Annotated in this window: 13 protein-coding genes; 8 read left to right on the forward strand and 5 right to left on the reverse strand. The window is 46.3% G+C overall.

What is annotated here, in order from left to right:
• The first annotated feature begins 47 nt into the window (after positions 1 to 47).
• From AC4OGX_RS05280 to AC4OGX_RS05290, 3 genes are all read left to right on the forward strand, one after another.
• Positions 48 to 872, forward strand: a complete 825-nt coding sequence (locus AC4OGX_RS05280; protein WP_493328913.1) for a transketolase — start codon at positions 48 to 50, stop codon at positions 870 to 872.
• Entirely contained in the window at positions 872 to 1,804 is a 933-nt protein-coding gene (locus AC4OGX_RS05285; protein WP_493328915.1) for a transketolase family protein, read from the forward strand. Before AC4OGX_RS05280 ends, AC4OGX_RS05285 begins: the two co-directional genes overlap by 1 nt.
• Before the next feature lie 65 nt (positions 1,805 to 1,869).
• On the forward strand, positions 1,870 to 3,345 hold the full coding sequence (locus AC4OGX_RS05290; protein WP_493328916.1) for an FGGY-family carbohydrate kinase: 1,476 nt from the start codon (positions 1,870 to 1,872) through the stop codon (positions 3,343 to 3,345).
• Between the two features lie 41 nt (positions 3,346 to 3,386).
• On the opposite strand, the gene AC4OGX_RS05295 is transcribed toward AC4OGX_RS05290, so the two are convergent.
• The 5 genes from AC4OGX_RS05295 to AC4OGX_RS05315 all read right to left on the reverse strand — a co-directional run bounded on the left by AC4OGX_RS05295 (position 3,387) and on the right by AC4OGX_RS05315 (position 8,926).
• Positions 3,387 to 4,049, reverse strand: coding sequence for a CPBP family intramembrane glutamic endopeptidase (locus tag AC4OGX_RS05295; RefSeq protein ID WP_493328917.1), 663 nt, complete (start codon positions 4,047 to 4,049; stop codon positions 3,387 to 3,389).
• A 56-nt stretch (positions 4,050 to 4,105) separates the two neighbouring features.
• On the reverse strand, positions 4,106 to 5,542 hold the full coding sequence (locus AC4OGX_RS05300; RefSeq protein ID WP_493328919.1) for a M20/M25/M40 family metallo-hydrolase: 1,437 nt from the start codon (positions 5,540 to 5,542) through the stop codon (positions 4,106 to 4,108).
• A gap of 53 nt (positions 5,543 to 5,595) precedes the next feature.
• Positions 5,596 to 6,261 (reverse strand): hypothetical protein, encoded by a 666-nt coding sequence (locus AC4OGX_RS05305; RefSeq protein ID WP_493328921.1) that lies wholly within the window; start codon positions 6,259 to 6,261, stop codon positions 5,596 to 5,598.
• A 4-nt stretch (positions 6,262 to 6,265) separates the two neighbouring features.
• Positions 6,266 to 6,991 carry a DUF5058 family protein gene (locus AC4OGX_RS05310; RefSeq protein ID WP_493328922.1) on the reverse strand — a complete coding sequence of 242 codons (726 nt, stop codon included), beginning with the start codon at positions 6,989 to 6,991 and terminating at the stop codon, positions 6,266 to 6,268.
• A 366-nt stretch (positions 6,992 to 7,357) separates the two neighbouring features.
• Positions 7,358 to 8,926: an ATP-binding protein gene (locus tag AC4OGX_RS05315; protein WP_493328924.1), complete on the reverse strand. Its 1,569-nt coding sequence runs from the start codon at positions 8,924 to 8,926 to the stop codon at positions 7,358 to 7,360.
• Between the two features lie 252 nt (positions 8,927 to 9,178).
• Between AC4OGX_RS05315 and AC4OGX_RS05320 the strand changes: the two genes are divergently transcribed.
• From AC4OGX_RS05320 to AC4OGX_RS05340, 5 genes are all read left to right on the forward strand, one after another.
• Entirely contained in the window at positions 9,179 to 10,015 is an 837-nt protein-coding gene (locus AC4OGX_RS05320; RefSeq protein WP_493328926.1) for an AraC family transcriptional regulator, read from the forward strand.
• Between the two features lie 286 nt (positions 10,016 to 10,301).
• Complete coding sequence (locus tag AC4OGX_RS05325) at positions 10,302 to 11,660, forward strand: MFS transporter (protein ID WP_493328928.1); 1,359 nt, start codon at positions 10,302 to 10,304, stop codon at positions 11,658 to 11,660.
• Between the two features lie 50 nt (positions 11,661 to 11,710).
• Positions 11,711 to 12,892, forward strand: a complete 1,182-nt coding sequence (locus AC4OGX_RS05330) for a glycoside hydrolase family 5 protein (RefSeq protein ID WP_493328930.1) — start codon at positions 11,711 to 11,713, stop codon at positions 12,890 to 12,892.
• Between the two features lie 12 nt (positions 12,893 to 12,904).
• Positions 12,905 to 14,551 carry a glycoside hydrolase family 43 protein gene (locus AC4OGX_RS05335; protein WP_493328932.1) on the forward strand — a complete coding sequence of 549 codons (1,647 nt, stop codon included), beginning with the start codon at positions 12,905 to 12,907 and terminating at the stop codon, positions 14,549 to 14,551.
• 122 nt (positions 14,552 to 14,673) lie between these two features.
• On the forward strand, positions 14,674 to 15,483 hold the full coding sequence (locus AC4OGX_RS05340; RefSeq protein WP_493328934.1) for an MFS transporter: 810 nt from the start codon (positions 14,674 to 14,676) through the stop codon (positions 15,481 to 15,483).
• Positions 15,484 to 15,555: the final 72 nt, after the last annotated feature.

A 15,555-nucleotide genomic window follows, 5' to 3' on the forward strand; every position in this document is an offset into this window, starting at 1 on the left:
GCTTGTCTGAACTGTTACGATTGTTAGATGTGAAAGGTGGAAATAACATGAATTTGAAAGCATTGGCATACAAACTAAGAGAAGATACGGTCGACCTGATCCGGGCAGGGAAAGCGGGCCATATCGGTGGAGATATGAGTGTCATGGAGATCCTGGTGGAGCTGTATTTTGACCAGATGAATATCAGCCCGGAAAATATGGATTCCCCGGACAGAGACTTATTTGTCATGAGCAAGGGACATTCTGTGGAGGCATATTATTCCGTGCTGGCAGAGAAAGGATTTTTCCCGAAAGAGCAGTTACATCAGGAATTCAGCCGGTTTGATTCCAAATTTATCGGGCACCCGAACAATAAGCTGCCGGGTATCGAGATGAATTCAGGATCCCTGGGACATGGGCTTCCTGTCTGTGTCGGTATGGCAAAGGCCGGGAAGATGGATGGCAGGTCATACCGCGTCTATACGGTCATGGGAGACGGCGAGCTGGCGGAAGGCTCTGTGTGGGAGGGCGCGATGGCGGCAAGCCATTATCAGCTGGATAACCTCTGTGCAGTGGTGGACAGAAACCGTCTGCAGATCTCAGGAAATACGGAGGATGTCATGGCTCACGATGATCTTCACGAGAGGTTCAAAAGCTTTGGCTGGCATGTGATCGACGTAGTGGACGGCAACGATATCGGGCAGTTAAAGGCGGCATTTGAAGAGGCGAAGACGGTGAAAGGGAAACCGACCGTCTTGATTGCCAATACAATAAAAGGAAAAGGTTCCTCTGTCATGGAGAATAAAGCTTCCTGGCATCATAAAGTGCCGACGGACGAGGAATATGCACAGATAATGGCGGATTTAAAACAGGCAGAGGAGGCTGCACAATAATGGGAAAAACAGCGAATAAGCAGATGATTTGTGAAGTATTGATGGAACATGCAAAACAGGATAAGAGCATTGTGGCGTTGTGCAGTGACTCCCGGGGGAGCGGCTCCTTTACTCCGTTTGCGGATACATACCCGGAGCAGTTTGTGGAGACGGGGATCGCAGAACAGAATCTGGTCAGTATTGCGGCCGGGCTTGCAAAATGCGGTAAGAAGGCATATGCTGTTTCTCCGGCATGCTTTTTATCCACGAGAAGCTATGAGCAGTGCAAGGTGGATGTGGCATATTCTAATACCAATGTCAAACTGATCGGAATCAGCGGCGGCGTCAGCTATGGGGCGCTCGGCATGAGCCATCATTCCGCGCAGGATATTGCGGCGATGAGCGCCATTCCGAACATGCGCGTGTATATTCCCAGCGATGCTTATCAGACAAAGGCATTGACAAAAGCTCTGTTGAAGGATGAGAAGCCGGCTTATATCCGGGTCGGAAGAAATGCCGTAGACCCGGTGTATGAAGAAGGAAATGTATCTTTTGAGATGGATAAGGCCACCATCGTGAAAGAGGGGGAAGATGCAGTGATCATTGCCTGCGGGGAAATGGTGAAGCCGGCGAAGGATGCCGCTTTGCTTCTGGAGCAGGAAGGGATCCATGCGGCTGTGATCGATATGTACTGCGTAAAACCGCTGGATGAAGAGACGGTCAGAAAAGCTGCTTCTAAGGTGAAAGGTGTTGTTACCGTGGAGGAACACGCACCATTTGGAGGACTTGGTTCCATGGTGTCACAGGTTTTGTCAAGGGAGTGTCCGAAAAAGGTCCTGAATATGTCACTGCCGGATGCACCGGTTATTACGGGAACCTCACAGGAGGTATTTGACTACTATGGATTGAATGCAGAGGGGATTGCGGCAAAAGTAAAAGAAGCAATCTCATAAAGAAGGTCTGTCGGAGATGTTTAGCAGAAGAGATTAAACACAAGATTTTTAGCAGGAGGCATAAAATGCAGGAGCAATATATTATCAGTATCGACCAGAGCACACAGGGAACGAAGGCGCTTTTGTTTGACGGGACAGGAAAACTGCTGGACCGCTCGGACCTTTCCCACCGCCAGGTCGTCAATGAAAGCGGCTGGGTCTCCCATGATCCGGAAGAAATCTACCACAATACGGTCCGTGTTGTACAGGATCTTCTGGAAAAAACAGGGATCGACAGAGAAAAAGTTGCAGGTGTGGGAATCAGCAATCAGCGGGAAACTTCCCTTGTCTGGGATTCTGTTACGGGAAAACCAGTGACGGATGCGATTGTCTGGCAGTGTGCCCGTGCTGCTGCAATCTGTGAACGGGTAGAAAAGTCAGGATACAGCGAATTGATCCGGGAGCATACAGGTCTGAAACTCTCCCCTTATTTTCCGGCATCCAAGTTTGCATGGATTCTGAAAGAAATCAGCGGAGCACGGCAGAAGGCTGACAAGAAAGAACTCTGTTTTGGAACCGTGGATACCTGGCTGATCTATAAGCTGACAGGGGGAAAGTCTTATAAGACAGATTACTCCAATGCATCCAGAACACAGTTATTTAACATCCATACTCTTAAGTGGGATGAGGAAATCTGCGGGATCTTCGGGATTCCGGCAGACAGTCTCGCCCAGGTCTGCGATTCCGACAGCTGTTTTGGAATGACAGATTTCGGCGGCGTACTGCCCCATGAAGTTCCAATCAACGGAGTACTGGGAGATTCCCATGGAGCGTTATTCGGTCAGGGGTGCTTACGTCCGGGTATGATGAAAACAACTTACGGAACAGGTTCTTCGATTATGATGAATACGGGAGAGCAGCCTGTCATGAGCACTCATGGAGTCGTGACCTCCCTGGCTTGGAAGATGCAGGGAAAAGTCAATTATGTGCTGGAGGGCAATATCAATTACACAGGTGCGGTCATCAGCTGGTTAAAGGATGAGGTGCAGCTGATCAGCTCTCCGGGAGAGACACAAGGGCTGTGCCGGGAGGCGGAGCAGGACGATGATCTATACTTCGTTCCCGCATTTACAGGGCTTGGCGCGCCTTACTGGAACAGTCATGCAAAGGGCAGCTTAAGCGGGATCACCAGAACCACCAGGCGTGCGGAGATCGTACGGGCATGTACGGAGTGTATCGCATATCAGATCATGGATATCGTAGATGCCATGAGTCAGGATGCAGGATTAAAAGAGATCGAACTCAGAGTAGACGGCGGCCCCACAAGGAATACATATCTGATGCAGTTCCAAAGCGACATCCTGAATGCGGAGGTGCTGGTGCCGGACGCGGAAGAGCTGTCAGGGATCGGAGCGGCTTACGCGGCAGGGATCGCGCTGGGCGTATATACGGATGAGGTATTCGGGCAGATGAAAAGGACGCGTTACCTTCCGCAGATGGAGGAGGAGAGAAGACGTAAGAAGACCGCCGGGTGGAGAGCGGCGGTCGGGAAAGTGCTGTAGTTTGGATGAGGGGGCAAAATACGTTTTGCCCCCATATCTTTTTATAAAAGAATAAAAGATAATACATCAATCATTGAGTCGTGTAATGCATGAGCAATTATGAGAGACAATAGAGAACAGTTTTTGAATTTGTATCTCGCTATACTATAAACAAAACCATGTATCATAGTATTAAACATAAGCCTAATCCCCCAAATACTTTGCAAATGTGCTACACCGTAAAAAATAGAGGAAAGAAAAATTGCCAGTCGTGGATTGTCAGAAAGATACATAATTCTTGTATAAAAATACCCACGAAAAAGAATCTCTTCTCCAGCAGCTACGAAGAAAAAATAAAACAAAATATTACCGACTAGTTCTTTTACCGAGTCTAATTCAACACCTAATGTTTTGGATGGATCTGCCCCTAAAAGTATTGGAAGCAAAATAAATATTGTAAACAATACCGCAAAAATTATGATGCCCCATAAAATTTGCCATCCCATTCCTGTCTTCCAGAACCCAAACTTTTTCCAATCAATTTTTTTCTTCCAGACAACAAGGCAGGGGATCAGTGCCATAAAAAGACAAACAATTGCAGGTAAAATCAGATTCATACCTGGGAGGTCAATCTTTTCGATTAAGAAGGAAATAAAAAATGGGATCAGATACACCGCTATAAATACGGTTACAATTTCTATAATACCTTTGTTTTGTTTGCTCAATTAGTCGATACTCCTTCCTAGTATAAGCGAGACTAAAGTATTTAGTGTCACTTATACTAGCACTTCTTCATAAGCCGTACATAGAACTCCACTGTTTTCACAAGCGTTTCGATTGGCACTCTCTCATTATTTCCATGTATCATACCTCGTTCTTCCTTGGAAAGCTTCATTGCCGAAAACTTATACACCCTGTCTGTGATCCGGCAGTAATGCCAGGAATCGCTGCAGGCCATCATCAGATATGGCGATACGATGGCTTCTGTCCAGGTATCAGAAACGGCCTGGCAGAGACGTTTGTATTCCTCGCAGTCTGTATCTGACTCGATAGAAGGGTTTCTTCCTTCGTATACGGTAACCTCGATGTTCGGATTATGGATCGTATTTTCTAAGTAAGCTCTTGCCGATTCTACGGTATCTTTGCCAAGGAGCCGGAGGTTCATTCCCACGGATGCTTTTGGCGGGATGACGTTGAATGCCTTTCCGCCTTCCATTTTCGTGACAGCGCAGGTGGTACGCATCATGGAGTTGAGTTCTCCGCCGAGGGAACGGCATATCTTATCAAACAGTCCCTCAAAGCACCACAGGTTTGCGAAGATCAGCTTATAGGCAAAGGTGGAATATCTTCCCAACGTATCCAGCATTTCCTTGACAGGCTTCGTGAGCTGACGCGGGAAGGGGTGGTTTTCCACCTCGGTGACTGCCTGTGCCAGTTCTCCGACGATCGTATGTACCGGGGGCATGGAGGCATGGCCGCCATTACTTTTGGCATGGAATTCGATGTTGGTCAGACCTTTTTCTGCTATGCCGATCAGGGCACAGTCACGAGTCACACCCGGAAATACACTTTCCACGACCGCACCGCCCTCGTCCACTACGAGTGCAGGGCGGATGCCGCGCTGTTCAAATAAATCTACAATGGCAGGACAGGACGGGCCGTTGATCTCCTCTTGCCCGGAAAATGCAAAATAGATGTCATTTTTGGGCTGAAAACCTTCTGAGATCAGTTTTTCAGCCGCTTCCATGATTCCGCACAACGTTCCCTTGGTATCTAATGTTCCGCGGCCCCATAGAACGCCGTCTTCTACGATGCCGTCAAATGCAGGCTTTTCCCACTGGGATTCCTCGATCGGTACGACGTCATAATGGGACATGAGGACGACCGGAGCATCCTGCCTCTCTCCTTTCCAGCAGTACAGGATTCCCGTCTCTCCGACGAATTCCCGCGAACATGTCTCATGGAGATGAGGGTAAAGCTGTGGCAGCAGTTCTTGGAATTTGGTGAATTCATCTTTGTCGATCAAAGCAGGATCGTTGTAGGAAATGGTCTTACAGCGGATCATTTCTACCATATCCTTCACGATTTTATCGGAATCCAGTATAACCGCCTCGCCGGATGGCTTATATTCTTCCTTAGGCTTAAAAGACGCTGCCCGGAAAACGAGCACAGCCAGAAAAAGAACAATCAGAATTAATAATATCCATATAATCATCATAATGAGCCTCCTGTTTTACTTTTATAATTTGCAGCAATTCACAGCCATGTAAGCTATAATTTTCCTTTTTTGTATAGGATCCTTGCCCCGCCGATCGCGATCAGTGCGCCAACCGGAACCAGAACACCTACGGAGCTGGAAAGGGAAGGAGCGATCAGGAAAAGAAGCACCATAAAAACCAATGGGGCGATGGAGATTTTCCAGTTCTTGCTTACATAGACAACCGCAAGTCCTCCAAAAAGAGAAGGAAGAATGTTGTCAAAGGCCGGTTTTAAAACCGGTGAGTTCAGGATCGGCGTCAGAGGAACTAACAAGGCGACCCCAATGGCGATAATCACTGTTGTTACGATAGAAGAAGTGGCGATCGCTATGGTAGAGACGACCTCACCCTCTTCTGAGCCGGGTTTTACGTTCATATTTTCCATGGCAGTCAGGGCGGCAGGCACCTTTAAATTCGTCAGGTTGCCTGTTACAAAAGCCAGGTAGGAACCCGCTGTTCCCAGCATTGGGACGAAGGTGAGTACTTCGATCAGTCCCACAGTCCAGAAGATAGGCGCAACCCCCAGGAGACCTTTCAAAACAGGGGTGAAGCCAGGCCACGCATCATAATAGATACAAGCTGCAATGGGAAATGAGAAGATCAAAACTAATGCGGTCAGGATCCAGATACGTCCGAAAAGATGCGTTCTGTCTTCGTAAGAATAATTCTGTAATTTCATAAGATCAGCCTCCTATCAATGGTGTAATGAATATGGCAAATACCATGGCTCCGAGCATACTGATGGGCAGTGCATAGTTTTCCAGCCATTTTAGATTGCATTTTTTGATCAGCAGTCCGCAGATCCCCATCAAAAGCGCGGAAAACAGCAGAATAAAAATCGGGATCCAGCCCTTTAAGCCTGAGCGGATATCTGCAAAAACCATTCCCAGAAAGGCGGAGATCATCCCAAGGAACAGCGCCGTCATCATAATGTCCCCCCATTTGCTGTCTTTGTCCTTGATCTTCATAAGGCCGCCCTGAATTTTACGGATAAACAAGGGAACCCAGATGAGACCGGGGAAAATGCCAAGCGTCATGACCCAGGCAATGGCAGTATATACCTTAGGGTCTGTGACTGTCTCTGACAGTACGACGTGTAAGGCATTGGCGGTGGTAGTAGCGGCCGGAAGCTCATATGTAATGGCACCGATTACGCTGAGGCGGAGCCAGGGCAGCGGAAGCCCGAGGAACTTTGAAAGTGTGATGACTCCAAGTAAAATAGATACGGCCGGTGCAAAGGTGAAGACCGCGGTGGAAATGATGGTCTGACGGATCTTCACCATATCCATACCAAGGGCTTTCCCTCTTCTGTACGCCCGAACCAGAAAAAATAGTGACTGACAGATGACAAAAAGAATGATGATGCCTGCCAGTACGAATAAAAAGGTGCTGCTGGGATTAAATCTCATGTCTCTCCTCCTTTTTCTCAGAAAACATAATGTCTGTTTTATTTTATCATTGTACCACAAATACAAGTGTACTGACACAATCATCGTAAAACACCTCGCTAAGGATTTGGGTATGTGTCTTACTAAGCTCGGCAACGCCTCGCTAAGTGCGAGCATTATACCATGTTTTCAGGGGAAATGGCAGTGGTAATACAGTTCAGGAAATATAACACTTAACTGGACAAAATAAAAGCGACTAACCGGGTTACAGTTAATCACCTTTAATTATATGTAACTGTTCAGAACCATGAACAGTTACAATTATATTTACTTAGATTATGCCATGAAGGCGATGGGACAATCTATGTGCTTTTGATTGCCGCTGTCTCAACTTTCCTTGATTGTCCACTGGCCTTTCTTGGTAGAACCAGTTCTTTTTAGTATTCCTTCATCCTGTAATTGTCTCATGGCATATCGGATGCCGCTATATGACAATCCTATTTTTTCAGCCAACTGCTTTTGTGTAATAACGGGATCGCATTTTATTTCAGCTAAGATTTTGTCTTTTGTATCTTTTTCACTTTCAGTTTCTGCATTAGTTTCTTCGCTAGTTTTAATGCCGACGTCAGTTTCTACGTCAGTTTCTTCGCCAGTTTCAATGCCGACGTCAGTTTCTGCGTTAGTTTCTTCGCCAGTTTTGATGTCGACGCCAGTTTCTACGTTAGTTTCTTCGCTGGTTTTAGCATCAGTACCAGTTTCTGAGCTAGTTATGGTGCAGGCCTGTGCCCTATACAGGTTTATCCGCAGTGCAATCTCCATATCAATGAATTCAGGTTCAGGAAGACCATAATCCTTCATTTCCCGAAGTAGTCTTGGAATTCCGGTACCCCAGCCTTCAATCAATTTCATATAAGAAAATGCATGGGCCAGTGCACGGTTTCTAATTTGGGAGTAGCCTTCTTTCATCCGGTCAATAGTCACCCCCGGCATCAAACCACCCGGCGAGGTGATTTCCAGTCGGTCATCATAGATGGCAACTTGAATGTGCGACGACTGCAGAAAGCTGCAGTTCATCACGGCATTGATGATAAGCTCTCGAATACTGTCCGGCGGCAGCTCGTAAATATCCTGGCGGTAAAGCCCTTCTATTTTAGCACCAAGGTGGATGTTTCGGAGCACAAATTGAAAGGCTTCTTCGGCCTGTTGCCATAATGGTCCTTCATATTCGCGTTTGTCTATAAAAACAGAACGGGTTGTCCCTTTGAACATACCACACTGGATTTTGGACAGGAAAGCATCCTGCCCTGTAAGGAAGATATAGGCATTGGTCGGATGAATCAAACCGTTCTCATCTTCTGCCAGAATCCCCCAATTCAACAAAACATTTTGGGTCACATCTTTTACTGTCTCTCGCTGCGCATTGTTTTTACATTTTGAAAGAGCTACCTTCTTCATCTCTGTGCAGAGAGCATTAATTTCTTCATTAGATACAGTCAGGTCTTTGCGGATTACTGTGTCATAGGAGCGGCCTTCTGATTCATAGTACATTTCCTGTGTCATAGCGCGGTCAGCTTTCCTGGATGTTCCGGACACATGCATATAAACGCCGTCGGTGATACCGTTCTGCTTAATGTAGTATGGCTTTTGTTTTCCAGCACTGATTTCAACAATAATGATGGTTTTCTCATCAATAGTCTGCGGATAGATATCAGGAACGATAACCGGCTCACAGCTATCTGAAATCGCATTCGTGATGGCATCCATCTCACGAAAAATGCTTTCTTCAGGGATACCGACAATCTTTCTGGTGTCATCGTCAATTCCAAAGACGATGCGTCCGCCTTTTCCATTAGCAAAAGCGACAACGGATTTCATATATACTATGCTTTTTGCCGGTCTTTGTACCTTGAATTCCACATCCCTGGATTCGCCGGCGAGAATCTCTTCTCTGGTCATATTATCTCCTCCAATAATAAATAGTTTTTCCACGATCAGCTGATCCTATCCTATCTGAAAACTGTGAAGAAGTATTTCTTCATAATCTGCCAAGATGAGACTTTGGATCCAGAATAACACATATATCCGAAGAAAAGTTATTTTTTCATCAGGTTAATTTATTATACCATGAAGGCTGTTCTTTATAGAAGTGAAAAGTTGTGATAAACTGGTGAAAGGATGAATGCATTGTAAAGGGGTGAGCAAGTACTTATGGAACAATACCACCACGAATTTATAGATAAGAATGAGATGTTAGACCTGCACCTGGACTTTTTCATCGATCCGGGGCAGACAGTCATCAACAAGCATTTCCATGACTGGATCGAGATCATCTATCTGACACATGGGGATCTGGAGATTCAGGTAAATAATAAGACGACCCAGCTTAAGGTTAATGATTTCGTTGTCATTAATCCGATGAGCATTCACTCAACCAGATGTATGAACGGGAATACGGCGATCCTGTTACAGATTCCGATCTCATTTCTAGAGAAGTTCATGCCGGATATCCGGGAATATTCTTTTGCGGTGGATCTGGAGTCAAAAGATCCGAAGGTGCAGACAAAGCTTGCGAATATCCGCAGTACGCTGCAGGATCTCTGGATCAATTACCAATTTCAGGTGGAGGGGTATGTCTTTCGGTGCTACAGCCTGATCTTTGAGATCATCTATATCCTGATCCATTCATTCTCTTATAAAGTGGACAGGAATGAGCGGAAGAAGAATGAGAAGAACCTGGAACGGATCCAGAGGATCATTGAATATGTGGAGGAACACTATCGGGAACCAATATCAATTCCAGAGATTGCGGGTCTGGTAGGGCTGAATGAGATCTACTTTTCCCGCTTTTTCAAGAACAATATGGGAATGACATTTTTAGAGTATCTGAATATGGTACGTCTGGAGAAAATATATGTGGATCTGCTGAATACGAATATGCCGGTCAAGGATATTCAGGAGAAACACGGGTTTTATAATGATAAGGTATTCCGCAGAATGTTCAAAGAGGTGTATGGGTGTACACCGAGGGAAGCACGGAAACAATAAGAAACGATTATTAGGAAAAACTCGCGCCATTGGTGCGAGTAATCAGTTGGAGCAGAGATTTTCGAAGAAGAAAGATTTAATTGAGATTGCAGGTCGATACTGAAAAGTTAGTATCGACCTATTTTTTCGTTTGTTTAAATCCTTATACTTTAGTAAGAAAATTGCTAAAATAAAACCATCAAAGGAATCAAAACAGATTAGTACACTAGATTCCTTCCGGTAACCGTTTAGACAGGCTTAAATGCCGGGTGATGAACAGATGAGAGGATTAAGGAGGATTGTTCTAATGGAACAGGCAAAGAAAAAGGGATTATCTATTTTTGAACGTTTTGCATTTGGATGCGGGGATGCAGGCTGCAATATTATATATACGGCAATGACCGGTTTTCTGCTTCTATACTATACAGATTATGCGGGCGTAAATGCAGGGGCAGTCGGGATCATTATGCTGGTTTCCCGAATTTTTGACGGAATCAGCGATCTGATTATGGGAAATATCGTGGACCGGACCCATTCTAAATTTGGAAAGGCCAGGCCATGGATCCTCAGGATGTGTATCCCGTTTGCGCTGGCTGGAGTGCTGCTGTTTTCGGTACCGGCAAGCTGGGCTTCCAACGCAAAACTGGTGTATGTGTTCATTACATATAACCTGGTGTCTACGGTAATCTACACAGCGATCAATGTACCGTACTCTTCATTGAACGCATTGATGACACAGGATCCATATGAAAGAAGTGTGCTGAGCGTATTCCGTAATCTGCTTGCAACGGCAGGCTCACTTTTTATTAATACATATACCTTAAAGTTTGTAGAATTTTTCGGTGACAATGCAGCGGCATGGAGTAAGACCTTCGGCGTATTCGGACTGATCGCAGTGATCTTGTTCCTTATCAATTTTGCAGGCTGCAAGGAACGCGTAAAGCCGGCGGTGAAAGATGGGGAAGTGAAAAACGTTCCGGTCAAAGAGGGCTTTGTTTCACTGCTCAAAAATAAATACTGGATTCTTGTAACGATCATGCTGGCTCTGATTTTTGTTTCCATGGCTTTATATGGAGGGGCAACGGTTTACTTCGCAAAGGCCGTACTGGGTGACAAGAACCTGGTGGCACCGATCGGAAATGCAGTGTATATTTCTCAGATCGTGACGATGTTTATCGTAGCGTTTTTTGTGAAAAAAATGGGGAAACGAAATGTCATGATCGTTGGGTGCGTACTGAATATCCTGGGATTTGGCCTGATGCTTCTGACAGATCATTATGGACTGATTATCGCCTGCAGTGTACTTCGCGGTGTGGCATCCGCATGTATGGGTGCAACGATGTGGGCAATGGTTTCCGATACCATTGACTACGGAGAGTGGAAGACAGGAAACCGTACCGAGGGGCTTGTAAACAGTGCATGCAGTTTTGGATATAAGATTGGAAACGGACTTGGATCTGCGATCCTGGGAGGGATCATCTCCATGGGCGGCTATGTGGACTCTGCAGCCGTTCAGTCAGCAGGAGCAGTTTTCTCTGTAAAGCTGGCATTTGCAATTATCCCGATAGTGATCTATGTTGTGATCATCTTACTGCTGCAGGGATATAAGCTGGACAAAGAATTCGACGGAATCATCGAAGACTTAAAGAAGAGGGCAGAGGCGTAGGAGATCGTGCGATTTGTAAAAGTGTGATTTGAGAAGAGAGGATGCAGATTATGTATATAAAAGGTGTAAATCTGGGAAACTGGCTTGTTCTGGAAAAATGGATGAGTCCGGCTTTATTCGAAGGAACCACGGCGGAGGATGAGTACTATCTTCCGAGGCAGCTAACAAAAGAGGTCTATGAGGCGCGGATCAGGGTGCACCGCAGCGAGTATATTACGGAAAGAGATTTTGCAGTCATTAAATCCTATGGGATGAATGCGGTGAGGATCCCGGTTCCTTACTTTATCTTTGGGGACTGTGAGCCATTCATCGGCTGTATCAGGGAGCTGGACAAAGCGATGAACTGGGCCGGAAAGTATGGCTTACAGGTGCTGATCGACCTGCATACGGTGCCGGGCAGCCAGAATGGATTTGATAACGGAGGGCTTTCCGGGGTGTGCAAATGGGCGCAGCAGGAGGAGAGTGTGGCATTTACACTGGATGTGCTGGAGAGATTGGCACAGCGGTATGCAAAAACCAGAAGCCTGTGGGGAATCGAGATCGTGAATGAACCATTGACGAAGGCTGCCTGGGATGTATTTGATGTCATGGAGCGTTACAAGGCAGTAGATCCTGATATGGCAGCAGGCAGCGCGCCGGTGGAGCTGGATTTCCTGAAAACATTTTATGTGGAGGCGTACCGCAGAATGAGGAAATATCTTCCGAAAGAGAAGGTGATCGTATTCCATGACGGATTCGACCTTTTTGCATGGAAGGACTTCATGCGGGAAGAGGAGTTTGTAAATGTAGTCCTGGATACCCATCAGTACCTTATGATGGCAGAGCGTGACGGATGTGCCCAGAATAAAGATGCTTATGTGGCGTATATCCGTGAGAAGTATGAGAAAGCAGTGGAAGAGATGCAAAAGTACTTCCCGGTGATCTGCGGAGAATGGTGTCTTTTCAATTCCCAGGCCTGCGGATGTGATACAAAGGGCGGGCAGTCTGTATTAAACGGCATCGAGGGTGCTGAGGCAGAGACTTACAGTGAGGAAGAGAAAAGGGAGATCTATCAGGCGGTGGCAGAGGCACAGCTTCGGGCGTGGCAGAAGGGCAGCGGATATTTCTACTGGAATTACAAGCTGCTTCTTGATACGGTAAATGAAAAGGGCTGGATCGGCTGGGACGCCTGGGATCTTGGAAAATGCGTGGCACACGGCTGGTTTGAGGACAACAAAGAAATGAATGCATAGGAGGAAATAACGATGATAAGAAATCCTATTTTACCTGGTTTTAACCCTGACCCGTGTATCTGCAGGAAAGGGGACGACTATTATCTGGCAGTATCCACTTTTGAGTGGTTCCCCGGAATTCCGGTTTATCATTCCAAAGACTTGAAAAACTGGGAGTTGTACACACATGTGCTGACCAATGATGTGGAGGTAGACTTAAAAAAACTGCCTTCTGCAAAGGGAATCTGGGCGCCGTGCCTGACTTATTGTGAGCAGGAGGATTTATTTTATGTCGTGTACGGTGTCATGAATTCGATGAACGCCAGATATTTTGATGTGGACAACTTTGTTGTTACGGCAAAGGATCTTAAAGGTCCGTGGAGCAAGCCGGTATACCTGCATTCTTCCGGATTTGACGCTTCCATGTTCCATGACGATGACGGCAGGAAATGGGTCGTGTCTCTGGAATGGGAGACGAGAGAGGGCTATGAGAAGCCTGGTGCCATCTGCATGGTGGAGTATTCACCGGAGAAGAAGAGCATCATCGGATACCCGAAACGGATCTGGAACGGCGGCACGGACAGAGGCTGTATTGAGGCGCCGCATTTGACGAAACGGGGAGAATATTATTACATCATGTGTGCGGAAGGCGGTACCGGATATAACCACTGTGTTACGATGGGGCGGTCGAAACAGGTATGGGGGCCGTATGAAAAGGACCCGATGAATCCGATCGTGACCTCTGTCCCGGGAGAGTCTTACGAACGCCACGATCCCGACCACTTAAAGCCGAAATATTATAACCCGGAATCTGTTTTGCAGAAATCCGGGCACGGAAGCTATGTGGAGACGCAGAATGGGGAGGTCTATCTCGTCCATCTGACAGCCCGTCCGTTTGCACCGGAGCTGCGCTGTACACTTGGACGTGAGACGGCCATCCAGAGGATGATGTGGACAGAAGATCACTGGCTTCGGATGGCGGATGGCAGCAATCTGGCAAAACTGGAAGTACCCGAGGCGGATCTGCCGGAATGTCCGGTGCCGCAGATTCCTGATTTTGACGACTTCGATTCCGGAGAACTGGGAATCTGGTATTATGCGCCCAGGATCATGCCGCAGTCCTTCGCAGATGTGAAGGCAAGGCCGGGCTATGTCAGGATCCGGGGACAGGAGTCCAGGACCTCTCTGAATAAGGTCAGCATCCTGGCAAGGAGACTGACCAGTGTGTATGCACAGGTGACAACGAAAATGGAGTTTACTCCTGAGGTACATCAGCACAGTGCGGGCCTGATTCTGTATTATGATAACATGAACTATATCAACCTTCGGAAATATTACAGCGAGACGCTGGGACAGAGTGCACTTTCGATCATTCATCTGGAAAACGGGGAGAAGACAGAGTTCTTAAATACCAGAATCCCGGTGGAGGATGTGCCGGTCTATCTGAGATTACAGATTCAGGGGAGACAGTCCTGGTTTGAGTGGAGCTATGACGGTAAAGAATATCAGAAGATCGGGCGGATCTTCGATACCACGAAATTTTCCGATGAATACTGTAAGTATGGGGAGTTCACGGGGACTATGGTGGGACTGACCTGTGCGGACCGGGTAAAGCATCAGCATTATGCGGACTTTGATTTCTTTGAGTATGTGGCCGATGAGACGAAAGGCGTGGAATAAAAAGAGTAAAAGTATATGGAATTGATATAAAGAATCCGAAATCTATGATGGTAGATTTCGGATTCTTCTATTAAAATCGGGATTAAGTTAAATAGAAACAAACATAAAAAAGGAGAGTTATCATGGGAAACAGACAAAAAACAAAAAATCCCGACAAGATAGGAATCATCCCTATGCTGTTGTGGTCCGGAAACGGCGCATCGTCGGCAATCAACGTAGTATTGCTGACATTTCTGACACTTTATTGTACCAATGCACTGGGAATGAGTGCAGCATTGGTGGGCACCCTGCTGATGGTAAGCAAGATTTTTGATGGTATCACAGATATATGTGCCGGTTATATCGTAGATAAGACCAATACGAAGCTTGGACGCGGACGTCCGTATGATCTGTGTATCCTCGGCCTGTGGTTTACCACATATCTGCTTTTTTCAGTGCCGGAGGGGATGAGCACGACCGTAAAATGTATCTGGATCTTCGTCTGCTATGCTTTATGCCAGTCAGTATTCAGGACATTTATGAATGCATCAGGAGTTCCTTATATGGTACGTGCATTTAACAATGAACAGAAATATGTAAAAATCAATTCCTGGGGCGGGATCATTACCACACTTGCAGTGATCGTGTTCAATGTGACTTTCCCGATGTTTTATGCCAAAATCATCGGCAGCCCATCAGGATGGAGCCATCTGGTGATGTGTCTGGCAATTCCGCTGGCGCTGATCGGTATTTTAAGATTTTTCTTCATCCCGGAAAAATATGTGGTGGATGATGTACAGAGCCAGCATACCACGATCAAAGATGTGGCCGCACTTTTGAAGACCAATAAGAATATCTATCCGGTGGCACTGCTTCAGTTTATTATCGGTATCGGTTCCAACATGGGAGTCAGTGCTTATTATTTTCTTTACTCAAACTTCCCACACCAATAAGGTGTGCTGAACCTTGAAAATCCAATATTTCAGCCAATAAAAAAGGCATAAATACAATCCTTTGGTATAATG

This window comes from Faecalicatena sp. (genome assembly GCF_058819085.1).

What these genes read in the sequence shown, in the direction of transcription:
- AC4OGX_RS05315 (WP_493328924.1), bottom strand. Translation starts at nt 8,926, where the DNA reads ATGACCAGAGAAGAGATTCTCGCCGGCGAATCCAGGGATGTGGAATTC.
- AC4OGX_RS05300 (WP_493328919.1), bottom strand. Translation starts at nt 5,542, where the DNA reads ATGATGATTATATGGATATTATTAATTCTGATTGTTCTTTTTCTGGCT.
- AC4OGX_RS05330 (WP_493328930.1), top strand. Translation starts at nt 11,711, where the DNA reads ATGTATATAAAAGGTGTAAATCTGGGAAACTGGCTTGTTCTGGAAAAA.
- AC4OGX_RS05335 (WP_493328932.1), top strand. Translation starts at nt 12,905, where the DNA reads ATGATAAGAAATCCTATTTTACCTGGTTTTAACCCTGACCCGTGTATC.
- AC4OGX_RS05320 (WP_493328926.1), top strand. Translation starts at nt 9,179, where the DNA reads ATGGAACAATACCACCACGAATTTATAGATAAGAATGAGATGTTAGAC.
- AC4OGX_RS05280 (WP_493328913.1), top strand. Translation starts at nt 48, where the DNA reads ATGAATTTGAAAGCATTGGCATACAAACTAAGAGAAGATACGGTCGAC.
- AC4OGX_RS05285 (WP_493328915.1), top strand. Translation starts at nt 872, where the DNA reads ATGGGAAAAACAGCGAATAAGCAGATGATTTGTGAAGTATTGATGGAA.
- AC4OGX_RS05310 (WP_493328922.1), bottom strand. Translation starts at nt 6,991, where the DNA reads ATGAGATTTAATCCCAGCAGCACCTTTTTATTCGTACTGGCAGGCATC.
- AC4OGX_RS05340 (WP_493328934.1), top strand. Translation starts at nt 14,674, where the DNA reads ATGGGAAACAGACAAAAAACAAAAAATCCCGACAAGATAGGAATCATC.
- AC4OGX_RS05290 (WP_493328916.1), top strand. Translation starts at nt 1,870, where the DNA reads ATGCAGGAGCAATATATTATCAGTATCGACCAGAGCACACAGGGAACG.
- AC4OGX_RS05305 (WP_493328921.1), bottom strand. Translation starts at nt 6,261, where the DNA reads ATGAAATTACAGAATTATTCTTACGAAGACAGAACGCATCTTTTCGGA.
- AC4OGX_RS05325 (WP_493328928.1), top strand. Translation starts at nt 10,302, where the DNA reads ATGGAACAGGCAAAGAAAAAGGGATTATCTATTTTTGAACGTTTTGCA.